The organism is Dactylosporangium sp. NPDC051087 (genome assembly GCF_055586325.1).
The window spans coordinates 200767-219902 of record NZ_JBVJIJ010000014.1; the positions used below are offsets into that span (position 1 = coordinate 200767).

Sequence of the window (19136 nt, forward strand, 5' to 3'; positions counted from 1 at the left end):
AAGGGTAGTTCGCCGACATGGCACGCAAGGCCACACCAATGAAGGCCGACCTGTCCGCCTTCGACCAGGCGGGTGCGCGGGTCCTCAACAACCCGCTGATCACCGAGGTCGAGGACTCCTACCTGGAGTATGCGTATTCGGTCATCCACTCCCGCGCGCTGCCCGACGCGCGCGACGGCCTCAAGCCGGTGCACCGCCGCATCCTGTTCTCGATGAGCGAGCAGGGGCACCGCCCCGACCGCGGCCACGTCAAGTCGTCCCGCGTCGTCGGTGACGTCATGGGCAAGTATCACCCCCACGGCGACAGCGCGATCTATGACGCGATGGTCCGCATGGCGCAGGACTTCTCGCTCAACGTGCCGCTCATCGACGGCCACGGCAACTTCGGCTCGCCCGACGACGGCCCGGCCGCCTCGCGGTATACCGAAGCGAGGATGTCGCGGGAGGCGATGCTGCTCGTCGGTGAGCTCGACGAGGGCACCGTCGACTTCCGGCCCAACTACGACGGCTCCCTCGAAGAGCCCTCGGTGCTGCCGGCCGCGTTCCCCAACCTGCTGGTCAACGGCTCGTCCGGCATCGCCGTCGGCATGGCGACCAACATGATCCCGCACAACCTCGGCGAGGTCGTCGCCGCCGCGCGCTGGCTGATCAACCACCCGGCCGCCACCCTGGACAAGCTCATGGAGTTCGTCCCCGGCCCCGACCTGCCCACCGGCGGCCTGCTGCTCGGCCTCGACGAGGTCCGCCGCGCCTACGAGACCGGCCGCGGCGTCGTGCGCATGCGCGGCCGGGTCGAGATCGGCCTGCTCGAAGGCAGCCGCGGCCGCCAGGCGATCACCGTCACCGAGCTGCCCTACGGCATCGGCGCCGAGAAGGTCATCGAGAAGATCACCGACGAGGTCAACAAGACCAAGCGCCTGCAGGGCATCGCCGACGTCAAGGACCTCACCGACCGGGAAAACGGGACCCGCCTCGTCATCGAGTGCAAGGTCGGCGTCAACCCGCAGGCGCTGCTCGCCGATCTGTACAGGCTGACCCCCCTGGAGCAGTCCTTCGGCGTCAACAACCTCGTCCTCGTCGACGGCCAGCCGCAGACCCTGGGCCTCAAGCCGCTGCTGGAGGTCTTCCTCGCGCACCGCTACGAGGTCGTGACCCGGCGCACCGAGTTCCGCCGCAAGAAGCGCCAGGACCGGCTGCACCTCGTCGACGGCCTGCTCATCGCGCTGCTCGACATCGACCGCGTCGTCGCCCTCATCCGCGCCAGCGAGAACGCCGCGGCCGCCAAGGCGTCCTTGATGAGCGAGTTCGGCCTCACCGACATCCAGGCCACCTACATCCTCGACACCCCGCTGCGCCGCCTCACCCGCTACGACCGCATCGAGCTCGAAGCCGAGCAGGCCCGGCTCAACGAGGAGATCGCCGCCCTCAGCCAGATCCTCGACGACGAGAAGGTCCTCAAGAAGGTCGTCTCCGACGAGCTCGCCGCCGTGGTCAAGGAGTTCGCCCAGCCGCGCCGCACCACCCTCATCGACGGCGACCTCAAGGAGGTCCTCGCCGCGTCCATCCCCGCCGGCCCGCTCGAGGTGTCCGACGACCCGTGCCAGGTCCTGCTCTCCGCGACCGGCCTCGTCGCCCGCACCGCCGCCGAGTCGGAGGAGGCCCCCGAGGGCAGCCGCAAGGCCGGCCGCGACAAGCACGACACCGTCCGCGCCGTCGTGCACACCACGGCCCGCGGCCAGGTCCTGCTCGTCACCAGCCTCGGCCGCGCCTTCAAGGTCGACGTCCTGCCCCTGCCCGTCCTGCCCGAGCAGACCGGCACCGTCTCCCTGCGCGGCGGCATGTCCACCGCCGAGCTCGTCTCCCTCCAGGCCGGCGAGACCGTCGTCGCCCTGGCCCCGCTCGGCGGCCCCGGCGCCGAAGGCTCACCGGGCCTCGCCCTCGGCACCCGCAACGGCATGGTCAAGATCTGCGCCCCCGAGTGGCCCGTCCGCGCCGACGAGTTCGAGGTCATCGGCCTCCGCGACGGCGACGAGGTCGTCGGCGCCACCTGGCTCGCCGACGGCACGGAGACCCTCGCCTTCGTCTCCTCCGACGCGTCCCTGCTCCGCTTCCCGGCCAAGCTCGTCCGCCCCCAGGGCCTCAAGGGCGGCGGCATGGCCGGCATCGCCCTCCCCGACGGCGCCCAGGTCCTCTTCTTCGCCGCCGTCAACACCCAGGACCCCCAGCACGGCGAGCCCATGGTCGTCACCGCCACCATCGGCAACGCCAAGATGACCCCGCTCCGCCTCTACCCGGCCAAGGGCCGCGCCACCGGCGGCGTCCGCGCCCAGCGCTTCCTCAAGGGCGAGACCCGGCTGGTCCTCGCCTGGGTCGGCCCCCGCCCCGCCGCCTCATCCGCCAAGGGCGAACCCCGCGACCTGCCAGCCCCCGACCAGCGCCGCGACGGCTCAGGCGCCCAGCTCCGAGCCCCGGAAATCGTCGGCCACCTCGTCGAACGCGGCTGACCCCCGCCCGGGCCGCCCATCCCTCCCGGGATCGGCGGCCCGGTCCGTTGCGCTTCCATCCGTCCCGCTCTTTCCGCGGCCGCCTCACGGGCCGGTTCGGTCCGGTTGAACGCGGCCGGCCCTCGCCTCGGGCGGTCCGGCCTACTGTTCTTTCACCCGCCCCGCTCTTTTCTGTGGCCGCCTCACACGTGGTTTGGTCTCGTCGAGTGCGGTCGGCCCTCGCCCCGGGCGGTGCGTCCCTCGCAGTTCGGCGGCCCGGTCCGTTGCCCTTTCACCCGTCCCGCTCCTTCTGCGGCCGCCTCACGGGCCGGTTCGGTCTGGTTGAACGCGGCTGCCCCTCGCCTCGGGCCGTTCATCCCTCCCGGGTTCGGCGGCTGCGCCCACCGCCCTTCCACCCCTCCCGCTACTTCCGCATCCTGGTCCGGTTGGTCCGGTTCGGTCTGCAGCGGGCCGGGTTTGTGCATCGGCCGGCAACGCGGGCGGCATCGGTCGCGGCAGGCAACGGTCCGGCGTCGCCGGGCGCGGCCCAGGCCGGTGGTTGTGAGGATCGCCCTGCCAGCCCCCGGCCAGCGCCGCGACGGCTCAGTCACCCAATTCCGAGCCCCGGAATTCGTCGGCCACCTCGTCGAACGCGGCTGACCCCGCCCGGGCCGCCCATCCCTCCCGGGATCGGCGGCCCGGTCCGTTGCCCTTCCACCCATCCCGCTCTTTTCTGTGGCCGCCTTACACGCCGGTTCGGTCTGGTTGGACGCGGTTGGCCCTCGCCTCGGGCGGTCCATCCCTCTCGGATCGGCGGCCCGGCCCACCGCGCTTCGAACCGCCCCGCTCCTTCTGCGTCCGCCTCGTGGGCCGGTTCGGTCTCGTCGAACGCGACTGGCCTTCGCCTGGGCCGTTCATCCCTCTCGGGTTCGGCGGCTGCGTCCACCGCCCTTCCACCCCTCCGTACCCTGGTCCGGTTTCGGTCTGTAGCGGGCCGGGGTTGTGCATCGGCCGGCAACGCGGGCGGGCATCGGTCGCGGCAGGCAACGGTCCGGGGTCGCCGAGCACGGCCCAGCCGGTGGCGGTGCGGATCGCCGTTCTTGAGTTCCCGGTTGACTGAGCGGGTGCCGTTCTCGGCCTCGTCTCGGGCGCCATTCCGCGGCCGTCTCCGCACGCGGTTCGACTGGTTCGCCGACCTCGGTCAGGACACCGGCCCGGTTCGGTCTGCAGCGGGCCGGGCTGTGGTGGATCGGTGGGCCCTGTCGCGGGCGTCAGCTGCAGCGGCCTGCGATGCGGCACAGGTCCGGCGCCGGATGGTGAGGCTCAGGCCGGTGACGGTGACGGTGACGGGCGGCGAGCTGCGGGCGGCGGCGTTTTCCCGGGGACTGTGGGGCGCCGTTTTCGGCCTCGCCTCGGGCGTCCAATCGCCGCCGTCTTCGCACGGTGGTCCTGCGGGGTTCGGGTCGGCCTGCAGGGGGCCGGGGCGTGGATCGGTGGGCGACGTTGTGTGTCGGCTGCGGCGGACTGCGATGCGGCACCGGTCCGGTGTCGCATGGCGGGGCTCAGATTGGTGACGATGCGGCGTCGCATGGCGCGGCTCAGGTCGGTGGCGGTGCGGGTCGTCGGTGGCGGCGGGCATTCCGGTGACTGCGGGGGCGCCGTTGTCGGCCTCGCCTCGGGCGCTTCTTCGCCGCCGGCCGTAGCGGCGTGGGCGGCGGCTGCGAGGGCGGGCCGGCTATGTTCGCCGTGCCGGGTCGGGTGGTCGTGCCCGGGTGGCTGGGTTGGTGTCGCCGGGCTCGGTCGGTCGCGGGCCTGGGAAAGGCCGAAGGCTGGATGTCCGCGCCCGAGCGATGTTTGAGCCGGCTGTGGCCAGTGGCATGCAGGTCCAAGGCCGAGCCGAAGAAGCCTGGAGCGGGCCGGGTGTGCTGCGCGTCAGGGGGCGTAGACGAGGTCCATGGTGTCGGTGTGGGCCGGCCAGGTGAGGGTGAGGTGCCAGCAGCCGGGCTGGGGCAGGTCGATGATGGACGGGTCCCGGGCCGCCGGTGACGTGGCGTTGCACGGGGGTGGCGGTGCCGTCCAGGTGGCTTCGATCAGCAGGTCGCCGGGCTGGGTGGGGACCGAGGCCACCCAGAGGATCTTGTTGGAGGAGCCGTCCGGTCTGGTCACGGCCAGAGGGTGGCCGAACATGGCGGCCACGATCTCGCCCTTGTCGCCAAGGACGTGGGGCATGCTCGAGTCGCCGGTGAAGCCGGCGCGGGCCCATTCGGGCAGGGGGCCGGTCTCGACGGGGGAGCCGCAGCCGGTCCGGTGGGCGGTGGGCGGTGACGTGGCGTCGCCGGTGCAGGCGGCGCAGAGCAGCACCGCGACCGCCAGCGGCAGCCAGGAGGGGAACGAAAGTCTCACGTCAGGCCCGAGTCGCGAACGGCTCATCGCGTTCCCAAAGGCAGGGCGAGCAGGCTCTCGGCCGTCTCGGCGATGGTGTCCTCGACCGGGCGTGGTTTCCAGCCGAGCACGCGTTCGGCCTTCGCGGACGTCGCGGCGAGGTTGCGGCCCAGCAGCGCGCGCAGGGCTCGCAGCTGTGGGTTGACCAGGGCGAGGCCGCGCGCGATCAGCAGTGGCATCTCCCGGGTCGGCACCTTCGCGGCGCGGTCGCCGAGGCGTTCGCGCAGGACGGCGGCGATGTCACGCTGCCAGAGGCTGGGGCCGGCGGTGGCGATGAAGCGTTCGCCCGCGGCGGCGGGCTCGGTCATCGCCAGCACGTGCAGGGAGGCCACGTCGCGTACGTCGACGTAACCGGAGGCGAACTTCAGCAGCGCGGGCATCGAGCCGTCCAGCATGCGGGCGATGAGGTTGAGCGACGGTGAGTAGTCCGGGCCGAGCACCGGGCCGAGCACGGCCGTCGGGTTGACCGTCGCCAGTTCGAGCCCGCGGCCCTCGGTGGCCACGAAGTCCCAGGCGGCACGTTCCGCGAGGGTCTTGGATCGCTGGTACGGCGCGATGCCGGCGGTCACGTCCGTCCAGTCGTGCTCGGTGAACGGGGTGTGGCGCGGCGGGTGACCGTAGGCGACGGCGCCGATCGCGGAGGTCATGACGACGCGCCGTACGCCGGCGTCGCGGGCCGCGCGCAGGACCCGCAGCGTGCCGTCGACGGCCGGGCGGACCATCTCGTCGTCGTTGCGCGGCACGCTGGTCAGGGTGGGCGACGCGACGTGCAGCACGAAGTCGCAGCCGGTCGCCGCCTCGCGCCAGCCTTCGTCGGCGCTCAGGTCGGCGCGGACCACACTGAGGCCGTCGTGCCGCAGCATCGCGCGGACCTGCGGCTCGCGGGCCAGGTCGCGCACGGTCGTGCGCACCGAGTGCCCGGCTTCGAGCAGCGTCAGCGCGCACCGGCTGCCGATGTAGCCCGAACCGCCGGTCACCAGAACGTCAGCCACGGTTTGCTCCCCCCAGGGTGTCCGTACAACGGAAACCCCAAGGTAATGGAGACCTCTCCACTTGGTCAACGGTTAAGTGGAGATATCTCCAGAAGGGTGGGTGCCGAGGCCGTCGAGGATCAGGGTCAGCATGGGTTGCGTCCGGTCCGGTGCGGAGCGCCAGAGGGCTCCCGTGAGCTGCAGGAAGTCGCCGGGCTCGGCGTCGGCGCGGATGCTGCCGTCGCGCTTGCCGGCGTCGAGCAGGCCGGTGATCGCGGCGATCGCCGGGCCGTAGGTCTGCGCCGTGATCGACGCGTGCGCGTCCGGGCTGAGGGCGGCGCCGAGGGCGTGCTTCGTGCGCATGGCGTCCACCAGGTCGGTCGTCCAGCGCCGCAGCGCCTCCACCGGTGTCAGCGTGGCGAGCAGGCCGGTCGCCGAGCCGGTGAGGTGGTCGACCTCGTCCCGGTAGATGTCCAGGATGAGCGCCTCGCGGGACGGGTAGTTGCGGTACAGGGTGCCGGGGCCGACGCCGGCCCGCTGCGCGATCTGGTTCATCGAGGTGTTGCCGTCCTCGGCGAACGCCTGACGGGCGGCGGCGAGGATGCGGGCCCGATTCTCGCGGGCGTCTGCGCGCACCATCCGGGGGAGTCTAGTCGTCGTAGGACTCGGCCAGCTCGGCGAAGGCCGCCTCGACCGGCCGCAGCGCGGCGAGCAGCTCGGCGACGGGCCGCCTGCCGGTGAAGCGGGCGTAGCCGCGGCCGACGGTCAGCAGGGCGATCAGGGCGTCCCCGTCGCCGGTCGGCAGGGCGCCCGCCGCGTCCTCCCAGAACAGGACGTGGTCCTCGGCGTCGTCCTCCTTGAAGGCGGCCGCGCCGGCCACCATCAGCAGCAGCTGCCGGGCCGGGGCCTCCCAGGAACCCGACCGGCCGGGCGTCCAGAGGTACGCCTCCAGTACGCCGTCATGGTGGCGCAGCACGGTGATGCCGTCGGAGTCGAGGTCCGCGACGAGCGAGCGGGGCGTCACGGACGCGTCGGGCGCGGGGAACGGGCCGTCCGGGGTGCGGTCGGACCACCACCAGCCGGTGAACATCTCCGCCGGGTTCTCGATGATCGCGGCGTCGGGCACCGGGGTGTCGAGCCACTCGTCGAAGGACTTCGCGGGCATGGCGATCCGGGCCGCCGTGATGAAGGTGTACGACACGGCTACAGCCAACCAGAGCGGCGGAAGAGCCGGTGCAGGACCACCGACCCGGCGGCCATGACCAGCAGGGTCGCGTAGAAGCCGTACTGCCACTGCAGGCCGGGGATGTGTTCGAAGTTCATCCCGTAGATCCCCGCGATGGCGGTCTGCAGCGCGGCGATGGCGGCCCACGACGCGATCTTGCGCATGTCGTTGTTCTGGTCCAGGCCGACCTGGGCGAGCCGCGCCTGCAGGATCGAGTCGAGCAGCTCGTTGTCGGAGCCGACCCGCTCCACCACCTGGGTGAGCCGGCCGAGCAGGTCGGCGAAGTACTGCCGCAGCTGCGGCGGCAGCTCCACCACCGCGGGGTCGTTCATCCGCCGCAGCGGCGCCTGCAGCGGCACCACGGCCCGCTTGAACTCGACCAGCTCCCGCTTCAGCTGGTAGATCTGCTGCACGTCACAGCCGCCGACGCGCAGGAACGCGGTCTGCTCCAGCTGCTCCACGTCCTGCTCCACGTGCGTGGCGACGTCGTGGTAGACCTCGACCATCCGGTCGCACACCGCATAGGCGACCGCCCACGGGCCGTTGCCGAGCATGGCGGGGCGCTGCTCGAGGTACTGGCGGACGTCCGCGAGCGCGCCGGCGCCGCCGTGCCGGACGGACACGACGAAGTGCGGCCCGATGAGCAGCGTGACGGCGCCCGTGTCGACGACCTCGGAGGTGGCGGTCAGCTCGGCGTGCTCGACGTAGCGGGCGGTGCGGACCACGAGCATCGTCACGTCGCCGCGCCGCTCGACGGCGGGCCGGCGCTCCACCGCGAGGGACTTCTCGACGGTGAGGTCGTCGAGGCCGAGCTCCTCGGCGACGGCCGTGAACTGCGCCCACGTCGGCTCGAAGAGCCCCAGCCACACGAAGCCGTTGCGCCGCCGGCGGGCCGCCGCGTAAGCATCCTGGAACGAGTGCCCGCCGGGCTGGCGCACGCCGCGCACATAGAGCGCGCAGTCGACGACCGCGTCCTGCGAGGGGTCGGCGAGCAGGTGCGGCAGCGGCTCGGCGGGTTGCAGGTGCCGCATCATCCGGCCGATCATCCTGCCGACCCGGCGGCCGACCTTGACCTGCTGCACCCCTGACCCCCTTCACGCGGTAGCGCCACGCTACCGCGTTGATCGTCAGCGGGTATCGGCCGCGCGGGGTAGTGCGGGGCTCTCGTCGAGCTGGACGTAGAGCAGGGTGCCGAGCACGAGCAGGGTGCCGGCGAAGACCTCCCAGCCCAGCGCGATCCCGGCGACGGTGACGACCACGCACTGCACCACCAGCGCGACCATCGTCCAGCGGCGGGCCTCGCGGTGCCGCAGCGCCGAGGCCAGCAGCCACCCGCCGAGGGTGACCAGCAGCGCGCCGAGGACGACGGCGGCGACCCGGATCCCGGTCTGCGCGTGGCCGGGGTCTGCGCCGTTGAGTGACATCGAATAGGCGCCGATCACCCCGCCGACGACGAACAGCGCGGCGCCGACGACCACGCCCTCGACGATGATCCCGATCGCCGCGACCAGCAGCGCCACCATTCGCATCCGGTCAAGTTACTCTCCGGTAGCTCAGGCTTCAAGACCCGTCGATGGCGTTGTGAACGGTCGCCGCGCGCCCGTCCCCAACGGGTGACGCCCCCGGTGATATGGACGAAGTGGTATGAGGTGGGCCGTCGGCAGCCATTGCTATATGTACATGCGTGGCTACCGTCACGACTGTTCCGCTGCCAGGGAGGCCGAGTGAAACGATCGATCGCCGCCGCCAGTGCATTGCTGCTCACCGGCGGCATACTGGCCGCCGTCGCGTCACCAGCTAGCGCGTCGCCCAGTACGCCAGTGCCCTCGTCGCTGCAGGCGCACCGGGCCGACATCCGCGCCGCCGACAGCGAGGCGTACACCGTCACCAGCAGCAAGAAGGACGCCAACGGCGCGTCGCATACCAAGTACGCCCGCACCTATCACGGCCTGCGGGTCTACGGCGGGGACTTCGTCGTGCACACCGCCCCGGACGGCACGTTCGCCGGCACCTCCGTCGGCCTGCACGCGCCGCTGACCGCCGCCACCACCGCCACGGTGTCGAAGACGGCCGGCGCGGCCAAGGCGAAGTCCGCCTTCCAGGGTTCGATCACCGCGGTCGGCAGCCCCGAGCTGTTCATCGACGCCAGCGACGGCACCGGCGTGCTGTCCTACGAGACCGTGATCAGCGGCTGGCGGGCGGACGGGCAGACCCCGTCGAAGCTGCACGTCATCACGGACGCCACCACCAACGCGGTCCGCGGCTCGTTCGACGAGATCGAGACCGTCAACGGCACCGGCAACAGCATCTACTCCGGCGCGGTCACCATCGACACCACGCTGTCGGGCTCGACCTACCAGATGATCGACCCGTCGCACGGCAACGGCCGCACCTGCGACATGAACAACGGCACCAGCACCTGCACGACGTTCACGGACGCGGACAACGTGTGGGGCACCGGCGCCAACTCCAACCGCCAGTCCGCGGGCGTCGACGCGCACTTCGGCGCGGCGAAGACGTTCGACTACTACAAGAACGTGCACGGCCGTAACGGCATCTTCGGCAACGGCGCCGGCGTGCCCTCGCGCGTGCACTACGGCAACGCGTACGTCAACGCGTTCTGGGACGGCGCGCAGATGACCTACGGCGACGGCTCCGGTAACGCCCGGCCGCTCGTCGCGCTCGACGTCGCCGGCCACGAGATGAGCCACGGCGTCACCGAGGCGCTCGCGGGTCTGGTGTACAGCGGTGAGTCCGGCGGCCTGAACGAGGCCACCAGTGACATCTTCGGCTCGATGGTGGAGTTCTACGCCAACACCACCAGCGACCCGGGCGACTACCAGATCGGTGAGAAGATCAACATCAACGGCAACAACACGCCGTTGCGCTACATGTACAACCCGACGCTGGACGGCTCGTCGCACGGCTGCTGGTCGACCAGCACCAAGAACGTCGACGTGCACTACAGCTCCGGCGTGGCGAACCACTTCTACTTCAACCTCGCCGAGGGCACCGGCGCCACCTCCTTCGGCACCTCGCCGGTCTGCGGCTCCGCTCCCGCGGTCGTCGGCATCGGCCGCGCCAAGGCCGAGAAGATCTGGTACCGCGCGCTCGACGTGTACTTCACCTCCAACACGTCGTACGTGAACACCAGCAACCCGGCCAACACCGCCCGGGCGTACACGCTGCGCGCGGCGACCGACCTGTACGGCCTCTGCTCGGCCGAGTACAAGGCCGTCCAGGCCGCATGGACCGCGGTCAACGTGGCCGGCAGCGACGCCGCCTGCCCGACCGGCAACGACTTCGCCCTCACCGCCGCGCCGGCGAGCGGCTCGGTCAACCCGGGCAGCTCGGTCACCAGCACGATCTCCGCGGCGGTCACCAACGGCTCGGCGCAGACCGTGGCGCTCACCACCTCCGGCCTGCCGTCGGGTGCCACCGCCAGCTTCAACCCGACGTCGATCAGCTCGGCCAACGGCCAGTCCCTGCTGACGATCGCGACCTCCGCGTCGACGCCGGCCGGCACGTACGCGGTGACCATCACGGGCACGGGCCCCAGCTCGACCCGGACCACCACGTTCAGCCTGACCGTCAACGGCGCGCCGGGCTGCACCGGGACCAACGGCAACGACGTGGCGATCCCGGACAACACGACGGTGACCAGCACGATCACGATCAGCGGCTGCAACCGCAACGCCTCGGCCACCAGCTCGGCGAACATCGCGATCTACCACACCTACCGCGGTGACCTGGTCGTCGACCTCGTCGCCCCGGACGGCTCGGTCTACAACCTGTCCAACCGCAGCGGCGGCAGCGCCGACAACATCATCCAGAACTTCTCCGTCAACCTGTCGACCGAGGCCGCGAACGGCACCTGGACCCTGCGGGTCCGCGACGCCGCGAGCCTCGACACCGGCCGGATCGACACCTGGACGTTGACGCTGTAGCGCTCAACGTAGCGTAACCATCACCACCGGTGCGGGCGGGGGGGCGTCAGGCCTCCCCGCCCGCTTCCGTGCAGGTCAGCTGTGACGCAAACGATACGATCGGGGGGCAGCGGGAACTCTGCGTGACCGGTAAAAACTTCCGCATGTCCTCCCGTGTTATTAAGTTCGTCGGCTCTCTTGCCGTCCTCGCCGTCCTCGCCGGCATCGGTTGGTACCTCAACCGCGACTCCGCCGAGCGCGCGAACGTCGGCGACTGCATGCACCAGGTCTCGGCCAACGAGCTGAAGATCGTCAAGTGTGACGTCGCCGACGCCGACTTCAGCGTCATCGGCAAGGTCGCCGACAAGAAGGAGTCCGACGCGATGTCGGACGACGGCAAGGTCTGCGAGGCCTTCCCGGAGACCACCAGCCTGTACTGGTGGGGCGAGTCCGGCAAGGCCGGCGACGTGCTCTGCCTGAAGGACCTCAAGGCCTGATCCCCGGCTGATCGGGGCGGCGGCAACGTCCGGCACGACAGCGCCGCCGCGCCCGGCACCACCTAGACCCCCGCCCACCCCCGGAAACCACGCAACCCCGGCACCCTTCACGGGTGCCGGGGTTGCTTCGTGCGGTGGCTCAGTAGCCGGGGAAGACGGCGCGGAGGTCGTCCAGGGTGATCGGGCCCGTGATCTTCACGTCGGCCGGGGTGTACTGCGGGCCCAACCGCCCGGCCGCGAGGCGCAGGAACGCGTCCAGGGTCAGGCTCAGCTCGCCGTCGGGCGACGCCGGCGCGGCGCCGAGGGTCACCGGGTCGGCGAGGCGCAGCCCGCGCTGCTCGCCCAGGTCGGTGATCGAGACGAGCAGGTCGGCGGTGCGGCCGTCCAGATACGCCGGCTTGGCGATCCAGCCGAACAGCCCCTCGACCCGCTCGTCGATGAGGACCGCGGCCTCCGGGGCCAGGGTGGCCGCCGGGTCGAGGGCGACCCGGACGTCCCAGTCGTGGTAGCCGAACTCGGTCAGCCGCAGCACGGCGGACGTCGCCACGTCGACGGGCTCGGGCATCCAGCCCAGGTCGATGCGGTGCTCGGCGCGCTGCGTGGCGTCGAAGGCCTCATAGGCCTCGACGAGCCGCGCGTTCGCAACCGGGAACTCGACAGCGCGCTCGGCGGGGCTCATGCCGTCCCACCGGGCCCACACGCCCTTGTTGAACTCGAACTCCGGCGCGGGGCGCCCTTCCAGGGACGCGCGCACCGCCTCGAGGTTGATCTCGGCCCCGCTGCCCAGGTGGCTGATCACCTGGGAGATGTCCCAGTCACTGGCCGCTGAAGGGCCGGTGAGCTGCTCGGGCGTGAGCCCGCGGACGACAGCGGTGAGGTCCTCGTGGCCCTTGCGCAGGGCGGCGATCGCCTGGTCGGCTCGGCTGGTCATCGTGCTCCCTCAACCCTTGGATGTCGAACTGAACATCGAAGTGGACATCGACAATTTCCTTGAAGGATAAACAAGTTTGTGACGCAGGACATGGCGGGTCCTGCCCGAACGGCAATATTGCCGGGTTGGCAACATCAGGTACGTTGTCGATCGTGAACACGGGGCCGGGGTTACGTGAACGAAACGACACCGCCGCGCGAACCACGGCCCAGCGGCGGCCGCGGGTGCGTCCCCGTGCCTGGGCCGAGCTGCTGCTGGTCGTAGGGCTGTTCCTCGCCTACAAGATGGGCCGGCTGCTCGTCGACGGCCGGGTCGGGCAGGCATACGCCAACGCGAAGCTGGTCTGGCACACCGAGCGGGCGATGTGGCTGCCGGACGAGGCCGATCTGCAGCACCTGCTGCTCACCTCCGAGGTCGTCATCCGCTCCGCCAACGTCTACTACGCGGTGGTGCACTTCCCGGCGACGGTCGCCTTCCTGCTGTTCATGTACATCTTCCGCCCCGAACACTACATTCGCTTCCGGCGCATCCTCGCGTGGTTGACCGCGGCGGGGCTCGTCATGCACTTCGCGTTCCCCCTCGCGCCGCCGCGGATGCTCGCCGGCATCGGGATGCTCGACACCGCCGCGAAGTTCGGTCCGTCGGTGTACGGGCCACCGCAGACCGACACGCTGAGCAACCAGTACGCGGCGATGCCGTCGCTGCACGTCGGCTGGGCGCTCGTCGTCGCGCTCGGCCTGATCGTGTCGACCCGCAGCCGGTGGCGCTGGCTGTGGCTGGCCCACCCGGTCCTCACGACCGTCGTCGTGGTCGGCACCGCCAACCACTACTGGCTCGACGGGATCGTCGGCGCGGTCCTCGTCGGCGGCCTGATGCTCGCCGTCGGGCACGTCCGCGGGCGCGCCGCCGCCCCGGCGCCGGTGCCCGTGACGATCCCCGCGCAGCTGCGGCGCAACCTGGAATACCTCGCCGTCGGGGAGTCCGCCTACCTGTCCACGCTCGGCGACACGATCTCCGAAGGCGGTCCCGCGCGGCGCCGGTGACGGCACGTGCGCGGGTGCGGTACCAATAGCTCGTGGACTGGAATCTTCGCACCTGCGCGCGGCGTGGGCACGTCACGTACGCGCCCGACGAGGCGCCCTTCCGTGAGCGGCTGCACGCCGCGACCCCGGTCGGTGCGGCGTGGCGCTGCCTGCGCTGCGGCGACTTCGTCATCGGCGAGCCGCTGTCGGCCGGCCCCGCGGCGGCCGCCCCCATCGTGCTGCGCGGCCGCGCGCTGCGCCACGCCCTCGTGCTGCGGCTGCTGTCGGTCGAGCGCTTCGCCAAGGGCATCGCCGTGCTGCTGGCCGGCTATGGCGTGTACCGCTTCCGCACGCACCGCGACGGTGTCGAGCGGGCGTTCAACGAGGACCTGCCGCTGCTGCGCCCGTTCGCGGACCGGGTCGGCTGGAAGTTCGAGGACTCCGCGATGATCCACACCATCCGGACGGTCATCGAGGCGGAGTCCAGGACGCTGCTGTGGGTCGCGCTCGCCCTGATGTTCTACGGCGTCCTGCAGGTCGTCGAGGGTGTCGGCCTGTGGATGCTGAAGCGGTGGGGCGAGTACTTCGCCGTCGTCGCGACCTCGCTGGGCCTGCCGGTGGAGATCTACGAGCTGACGGAGAAGGTCACCTGGCTGCGCATCGGCGCGCTGGTGGTCAACATCGTCGCCGTGCTCTACATCCTGCTGTCCAAGCGGCTCTTCGGCCTGCGCGGCGGGCACGCCGCCTACGCCGCCGAGCGGCACGAGACCAGCCTCATCGAGGTGGAGATCGCCGCCAGCGAGCCGACCCTGCCGCACGGGCTGCGCAACCCGAAGCCGCCCGCCGCACATGGCGCCGGGCATTCGGCCGAACTGCCCACTGGCGGGAATCGTGCGGGCGTCGTATAGTTGAACGCGAGACCGGCATCTTCCCCCGTGGATGCCGGTCTTCTTATTGTCCTCTGTCTTCCGGCCGCGCATTGGCGGACCGGATCGCCCTGATGGTGTTCAGGTTGTGCTCGCGGGCGCACGCCTCCAGCGTGCCGGCGTCGTCCTCGCCCCGCTCGAGCCGGTCCAGCAGCCCGTCGTGCTCGTCGACCGCGGCCTGCACCCGCAGCCGCGGATACAGCGACGCCAGGACCCGCGACGCGTCGATGCGGTCCCAGATCCATTCGAGGGCCTCGATCACGTGCCGGTTGCCGCAGCAGCCGTAGAGCGTGCGGTGGAACCCGCGGTGCAGCACCATCATCCGCTCGGCGGTCTGCTCCACGCGCAGCTGCGCGTTGAGGTCCCTGGCGGTCGCGATCCGCTCCGCGGTCATCTGCGGCGCCGCGGCGGCGAACGCGTAGCCGTCCAGCAGCGCCAGCATCTCCACCAGCTGCACCCAGTCGTCGGTGCCGAGCGTGGCGACCCTGGCTCCGACGTTGCGCTCGAAACTGACGAGGCCCTCCGCCTCCAGCCGGCGGATCGCCTCCCGCACGGGCACCGGGCTGACGTCGAGCTCCCGCGCGAGCGTGCTGAGCACGAGGCGGTGCCCAGGCTGATAACGCCCGTCGATGATCCGCTGCCGGATGCGGCGATAGGCGAGCTCGTGCTTCGAGGGCGCGGACGGCCCGGTGCTGCTGTGCTCAAACTGCACGTGCGAGTTCCAGTCTTGACAGGGGCCGGGCGCCCACACAATCATATACGATCGGGTGGAGGGCAGCGTCATCCTCACATTCCCGCAGCTGGTGCGCCATCGGCGGGGCGGCTGATGCGAGACGGGGGCGGCCGCACCGCCGGTGGCGCGCTGGTTCGGTCTCGCGGCGGCGGCGCGCACGCGTTTATCTTTGTACGCTGTTCGGGTGGGTGAAGCGGCCTGGTCGATGAGCGACGAGTCCGAAGTCAGTCGCGACCTGGGCGCGGTCGACTGGGCGGCCACGCCGCTGGGTGACCCCGCGCAGTGGCCGCAGAGCCTCCGCTCGGTCGTGCGGATCCTGCTCGGCTCGCGCTTCTCGATGTGGCTGGCGTGGGGCCCTGACCTGACGTTCTTCTGCAACGACGCCTATCGCCGCGACACCCTCGGCAAGAAGTACCCGTGGGCGCTGGGCAAGCCGGCCCGCGACGTGTGGGCCGAGATCTGGCCTGAGATCGGCCCGCGGATCGCCGCGGTCATGGCGACCGGCACCGCCACCTGGGACGAGGCGCTGCGCCTGTTCCTCGGCCGCAGCGGCTTCACCGAGGAGACCTACCACACGTTCTCCTACAGCCCGCTCACCGACGACGACGGCGTCATCGCCGGCATGCTCTGCGTGGTCAGCGAGGACACCGACCGGATCGTCGGCGACCGCCGCATGGCGACCCTGCGCGACCTCAGCGCGGACGCTTCGGGGCCGACCGCCGCGGACAACGACGCCGTCACCGAGGAAGCCGTGTGCGCCACCGCGGCCCGCCACCTCAGCGTCCGCGCCGACGACCTGCCGTTCACGCTCATGTACCTCTTCGACGAGGACGCCGAGACCGCGCACCTCGCGTGCAGCACCGGCGTGCCGGCCGGGCCCCTCGCCGACACCATGGCGCCCGCCGTCCTCGACCCGCACGCCGAGCCGTTCTGGCCGATCGGGGAGCTCGCCAGGGGCGTGCCGCTGACCCTCGGCGGGTACACCGACCTGCCCGCCGGCGCGTGGGACGAGCCGCCGACCGAGGTCCGGCTCGTGCCGCTGCCCAAGCCCGGCGGCGGCCGGCCCTACGGCTTCCTGGTCGTCGGTCTCAACCGCTACCGGCCGTTCGACTCGGCGTACAGCGGCTTCGTCGACCTCCTCGCCGGGCAGCTGGCGGCGAGGATCGGCACCGCCCGCGCCTACGCCGCCGAACGCCGCCGCGCGGAGTCCCTCGCCGAGCTCGACCGGGCCAAGACGGCGTTCTTCACCAACGTCAGCCACGAGTTCCGCACGCCGCTCACGTTGCTGCTCGGCCCCGCCGAGGACGCCTTAACCGACCAGGCGGCGCCGCTGCCGCCCGGGCAGCGCGAGCGTATGGAGGTCGTGCACCGCAACGCCGAGCGGCTGCTGAAGCTCGTCAACACGCTGCTGGACTTCTCGCGGCTGGAGTCGGGGAAGCTCGAGCCGCACTTCGAGCCGATCGACCTGGCCACCGCCACCGCCGAGCTGGCCGGCATGTTCGACTCCGCGGCCGAGCGTGCCGGGCTGCGCCTGGTCGTGGACTGCCCGCCGCTGCCCCGGCCGGTCCTCGCCGACCGCGAGATGTGGGCGAAGATCACGCTGAACCTGCTGTCCAACGCCCTGAAGTTCACGTTCGACGGCTCGATCACCGTCAAGGTCGCCGCGTCCGCGGACGGCGCCTCCGCCGAGCTCACCGTCACCGACACCGGCGTCGGCATCGACCCCGCCGACCAGGCCAACCTCTTCGACCGGTTCCACCGCATCATGGGCACCCGCTCCCGCACCCACGAGGGCTCCGGCATCGGGCTCGCGCTGGTCGCCGAGCTCGCCGCGCTGCACGGCGGCACGGCCGGCGTCCGCAGCGCGCCGGGCGTCGGCAGCACGTTCACCGTCGCGCTGCCCTTCGCCGCGCTGCCCGCCCGGCCGGCGGGCGACGCCGCCGGGCCGGCGGAGCGGAGCGTCGCGGCCGACCGGATCGTGCCCGGCTTCCTCGCCGAGGTCGAGCGCTGGACGGTGCCCGAGGCGGCCGCCGTGTCCACCGCGTCCCCGGCCTCGGCGGTGCCGTCCTCCGCGCCGACGGTCCTGGTCGTCGACGACAACACCGACATGCGCGACTACATCCGCACCATCCTCGAGGCCGACTACCAGGTCGTCGAGGCCCCCGACGGCATGGCCGCGCTGCGACTGCTGCACGACACCCAGCCCGACCTGGTCCTCACCGACGTCATGATGCCGGAGCTGGACGGCTTCGGCCTCGTGGCCGCGCTGCGCGCCGACAGCACCGCCGCGCACCTGCCGGTCGTCATGCTGTCGGCCCGGGCCGGCGACGAGGCGACCGTCGAAGGGCTCGACGCCGGCGCCGACGACTACCTCATCAAGCCGTTCTCGCCGCGGGAGCTGCGGGCCAGGGTCCGGGCCAACCTGGAGTTCGACCGGGTCCGGCGCACCCGCGACGAGCTGCAGCGCAGCCGCGAGCTGCTGGACCAGGCGCAGCGCCTCGCGTCCGTCGGCAGCTGGGAGCTCGACCTCGCCACCGGCGACGTGCACGGCTCCGAGGAGTTCCTGCGCCAGATGGGCATGACCGCCACCGAGCTGCTCGACCCGGCCGCCCGGGAGGCGACCGACGCCCGGCTGCACCCCGACGACCGCGAGCTCGTCGACGCGGCGATGGCGGCCGCGATCGCCGGCGAGCCGCTGGACTACGAGTGCCGCGTCTACCAGCCCGACGGGTCGCTGCGGGTCTTCCGCACCATCGGCGAGCTGGAACGCGACGCCACGGGCGCCCCCGTCCGGCTGCGCGGCTCCAACCAGGACGTCACCGAGCAGCGCCGCGCCGAGCAGGCCCTCGCCGCCGCCAGCGGCCTGCAGGAGGCCGCCGCCCGCGAGCACCGCATCGCCGACGAGCTGCAGCGCAGCCTGATGCCGCCGCTCACCTTCGCCCCCGAGCACCTCGACGTCGCCACCTACTACCGGCCCGGTGTCGCCGGCACCCAGGTCGGCGGCGACTGGTACGACGTCATCGAGCTCGGCGCGGACCGCACCGCCCTCGTCATGGGCGACGTGATGGGCCGCGGGGTGCCCGCCGCCGCCGTCATGGGGCAGCTGCGCGCCGCGGTCCGCGCCTACGCCCGGCTCGACCTGCCGCCCGCCGACGTCCTGGAGTTCCTCGACGGTGTCGTGCGGGACCTGCGCGAGGACCAGATCGTCACCGTCGTCTACGCCGTGTACGACCCGGGCGAGCGCAGCCTCACCTACGCCAACGCCGGCCACCTCCCGCCGCTGCTCCTGCTGCCCGGCGGCACCGTGCGGCACCTCACCGTCTCCGGGCCGCCGCTGGGCACCGGCCCGTCGACGCTCGCGGAGGAGCGCGTCGAGCTGCCCGTCGGGGCGCTGCTCACGCTGTACACCGACGGCCTCGTCGAACACCGCGACCGCGACCTCGACACGGGCATCGACGCCCTGGCCGCGCACGTCGGGACGCTGACCGCGCCGACCGGCCCCCTCGCCGACGTCCCCGACCGGCTCGTCGAGGCGCTGCTGCCGGACGGCCCCGACGACGACATCACCGTGCTGCTCGCCCGGGTCGTCGCCGAGCCCGGCGAGGAGCAGTCCGTCATCCAGGACATCCCGGCCGAGGAGCGGGCCGTGCGGACCGCGCGCCAGTTCGTCGCGACCACGCTGCGCCGCTGGGACGTCCCGGCCCGGGTCGTCGACGACCTCGTCCTCGTCGTGAGCGAGCTCGCCGCGAACGCCGTCCTGCACGGGCGCCCGCCGATCCAGCTCCGGCTGCGCAACGGCGGCACCCACGTGGTGCTGGAGCTGCACGACACCGCGACCTACCTGCCGCGCAAACAGCGCCCGACCCCTGACGACGAGCACGGCCGCGGCCTGCAGCTGGTCTCGTCGCTGTGCGACCGCTGGGGCACCCGCCCGACCGTGGACGGCAAGGCCGTCTGGTGCATGCGCCTGATCTGACCCC

General features: G+C 71.9%; 14 protein-coding genes. 6 read left to right on the top strand and 8 right to left on the bottom strand.

Annotated elements, in window-relative coordinates; genetic code table 11:
* The first annotated feature begins 17 nt into the window (after positions 1–17).
* A complete protein-coding gene (locus ACZ6TV_RS26820) occupies positions 18–2504 on the top strand; it encodes a DNA gyrase/topoisomerase IV subunit A (protein ID WP_465300023.1) in 2487 nt (828 codons plus the stop codon).
* A 1911-nt stretch (positions 2505–4415) separates the two neighbouring features.
* Here ACZ6TV_RS26820 and ACZ6TV_RS26825 read toward each other — a convergent pair.
* The 6 genes from ACZ6TV_RS26825 to ACZ6TV_RS26850 form a co-directional block, all read right to left on the bottom strand.
* The gene (locus ACZ6TV_RS26825; protein ID WP_465300024.1) at positions 4416–4886 is read right to left on the bottom strand and encodes a hypothetical protein; all 471 of its coding nucleotides are present in this window, start codon (positions 4884–4886) and stop codon (positions 4416–4418) included.
* A 23-nt stretch (positions 4887–4909) separates the two neighbouring features.
* Positions 4910–5917 carry an SDR family oxidoreductase gene (locus ACZ6TV_RS26830; RefSeq protein WP_465300025.1) on the bottom strand — a complete coding sequence of 336 codons (1008 nt, stop codon included), beginning with the start codon at positions 5915–5917 and terminating at the stop codon, positions 4910–4912.
* Between the two features lie 72 nt (positions 5918–5989).
* On the bottom strand, positions 5990–6535 hold the full coding sequence (locus ACZ6TV_RS26835) for a TetR/AcrR family transcriptional regulator (protein WP_465300026.1): 546 nt from the start codon (positions 6533–6535) through the stop codon (positions 5990–5992).
* Between the two features lie 10 nt (positions 6536–6545).
* Positions 6546–7097 carry a hypothetical protein gene (locus ACZ6TV_RS26840; protein ID WP_465300027.1) on the bottom strand — a complete coding sequence of 184 codons (552 nt, stop codon included), beginning with the start codon at positions 7095–7097 and terminating at the stop codon, positions 6546–6548.
* A 2-nt stretch (positions 7098–7099) separates the two neighbouring features.
* A complete protein-coding gene (locus ACZ6TV_RS26845) occupies positions 7100–8167 on the bottom strand; it encodes a magnesium and cobalt transport protein CorA (protein ID WP_465300129.1) in 1068 nt (355 codons plus the stop codon).
* An 81-nt stretch (positions 8168–8248) separates the two neighbouring features.
* On the bottom strand, positions 8249–8650 hold the full coding sequence (locus tag ACZ6TV_RS26850) for a hypothetical protein (RefSeq protein ID WP_465300028.1): 402 nt from the start codon (positions 8648–8650) through the stop codon (positions 8249–8251).
* A gap of 195 nt (positions 8651–8845) precedes the next feature.
* Here ACZ6TV_RS26850 and ACZ6TV_RS26855 point away from each other — a divergent pair, with 195 nt between their 5' ends.
* Both ACZ6TV_RS26855 and ACZ6TV_RS26860 read left to right on the top strand, forming a co-directional pair.
* Complete coding sequence (locus ACZ6TV_RS26855; RefSeq protein ID WP_465300029.1) at positions 8846–11068, top strand: M4 family metallopeptidase; 2223 nt, start codon at positions 8846–8848, stop codon at positions 11066–11068.
* 143 nt (positions 11069–11211) lie between these two features.
* On the top strand, positions 11212–11544 hold the full coding sequence (locus tag ACZ6TV_RS26860; RefSeq protein WP_465300030.1) for an LppU/SCO3897 family protein: 333 nt from the start codon (positions 11212–11214) through the stop codon (positions 11542–11544).
* 139 nt (positions 11545–11683) lie between these two features.
* Here ACZ6TV_RS26860 and ACZ6TV_RS26865 read toward each other — a convergent pair whose 3' ends face one another.
* The gene (locus ACZ6TV_RS26865) at positions 11684–12475 is read right to left on the bottom strand and encodes a maleylpyruvate isomerase family mycothiol-dependent enzyme (protein WP_465300031.1); all 792 of its coding nucleotides are present in this window, start codon (positions 12473–12475) and stop codon (positions 11684–11686) included.
* A 224-nt stretch (positions 12476–12699) separates the two neighbouring features.
* Between ACZ6TV_RS26865 and ACZ6TV_RS26870 the strand changes: the two genes are divergently transcribed.
* Together ACZ6TV_RS26870 and ACZ6TV_RS26875 are read left to right on the top strand one after the other, a co-directional pair.
* On the top strand, positions 12700–13518 hold the full coding sequence (locus ACZ6TV_RS26870; protein ID WP_465300032.1) for a phosphatase PAP2 family protein: 819 nt from the start codon (positions 12700–12702) through the stop codon (positions 13516–13518).
* 32 nt (positions 13519–13550) lie between these two features.
* Complete coding sequence (locus tag ACZ6TV_RS26875; protein WP_465300033.1) at positions 13551–14405, top strand: DUF2127 domain-containing protein; 855 nt, start codon at positions 13551–13553, stop codon at positions 14403–14405.
* Between the two features lie 43 nt (positions 14406–14448).
* On the opposite strand, the gene ACZ6TV_RS26880 is transcribed toward ACZ6TV_RS26875, so the two are convergent.
* On the bottom strand, positions 14449–15135 hold the full coding sequence (locus ACZ6TV_RS26880) for a GntR family transcriptional regulator (RefSeq protein ID WP_465300034.1): 687 nt from the start codon (positions 15133–15135) through the stop codon (positions 14449–14451).
* A gap of 205 nt (positions 15136–15340) precedes the next feature.
* On the opposite strand from ACZ6TV_RS26880, the gene ACZ6TV_RS26885 reads away from it, so the two are divergent.
* Positions 15341–19132, top strand: a complete 3792-nt coding sequence (locus ACZ6TV_RS26885; RefSeq protein WP_465300035.1) for a SpoIIE family protein phosphatase — start codon at positions 15341–15343, stop codon at positions 19130–19132.
* Positions 19133–19136 lie beyond the last annotated feature (4 nt).

Bases quoted from the DNA above. Each gene is read 5' to 3' on its own strand.
- ACZ6TV_RS26860 (WP_465300030.1), top strand. From the start codon at position 11,212: ATGTCCTCCCGTGTTATTAAGTTCGTCGGCTCTCTTGCCGTCCTCGCC.
- ACZ6TV_RS26845 (WP_465300129.1), bottom strand. From the start codon at position 8,167: ATGATCGGCCGGATGATGCGGCACCTGCAACCCGCCGAGCCGCTGCCG.
- ACZ6TV_RS26835 (WP_465300026.1), bottom strand. From the start codon at position 6,535: ATGGTGCGCGCAGACGCCCGCGAGAATCGGGCCCGCATCCTCGCCGCC.
- ACZ6TV_RS26865 (WP_465300031.1), bottom strand. From the start codon at position 12,475: ATGACCAGCCGAGCCGACCAGGCGATCGCCGCCCTGCGCAAGGGCCAC.
- ACZ6TV_RS26850 (WP_465300028.1), bottom strand. From the start codon at position 8,650: ATGCGAATGGTGGCGCTGCTGGTCGCGGCGATCGGGATCATCGTCGAG.
- ACZ6TV_RS26820 (WP_465300023.1), top strand. From the start codon at position 18: ATGGCACGCAAGGCCACACCAATGAAGGCCGACCTGTCCGCCTTCGAC.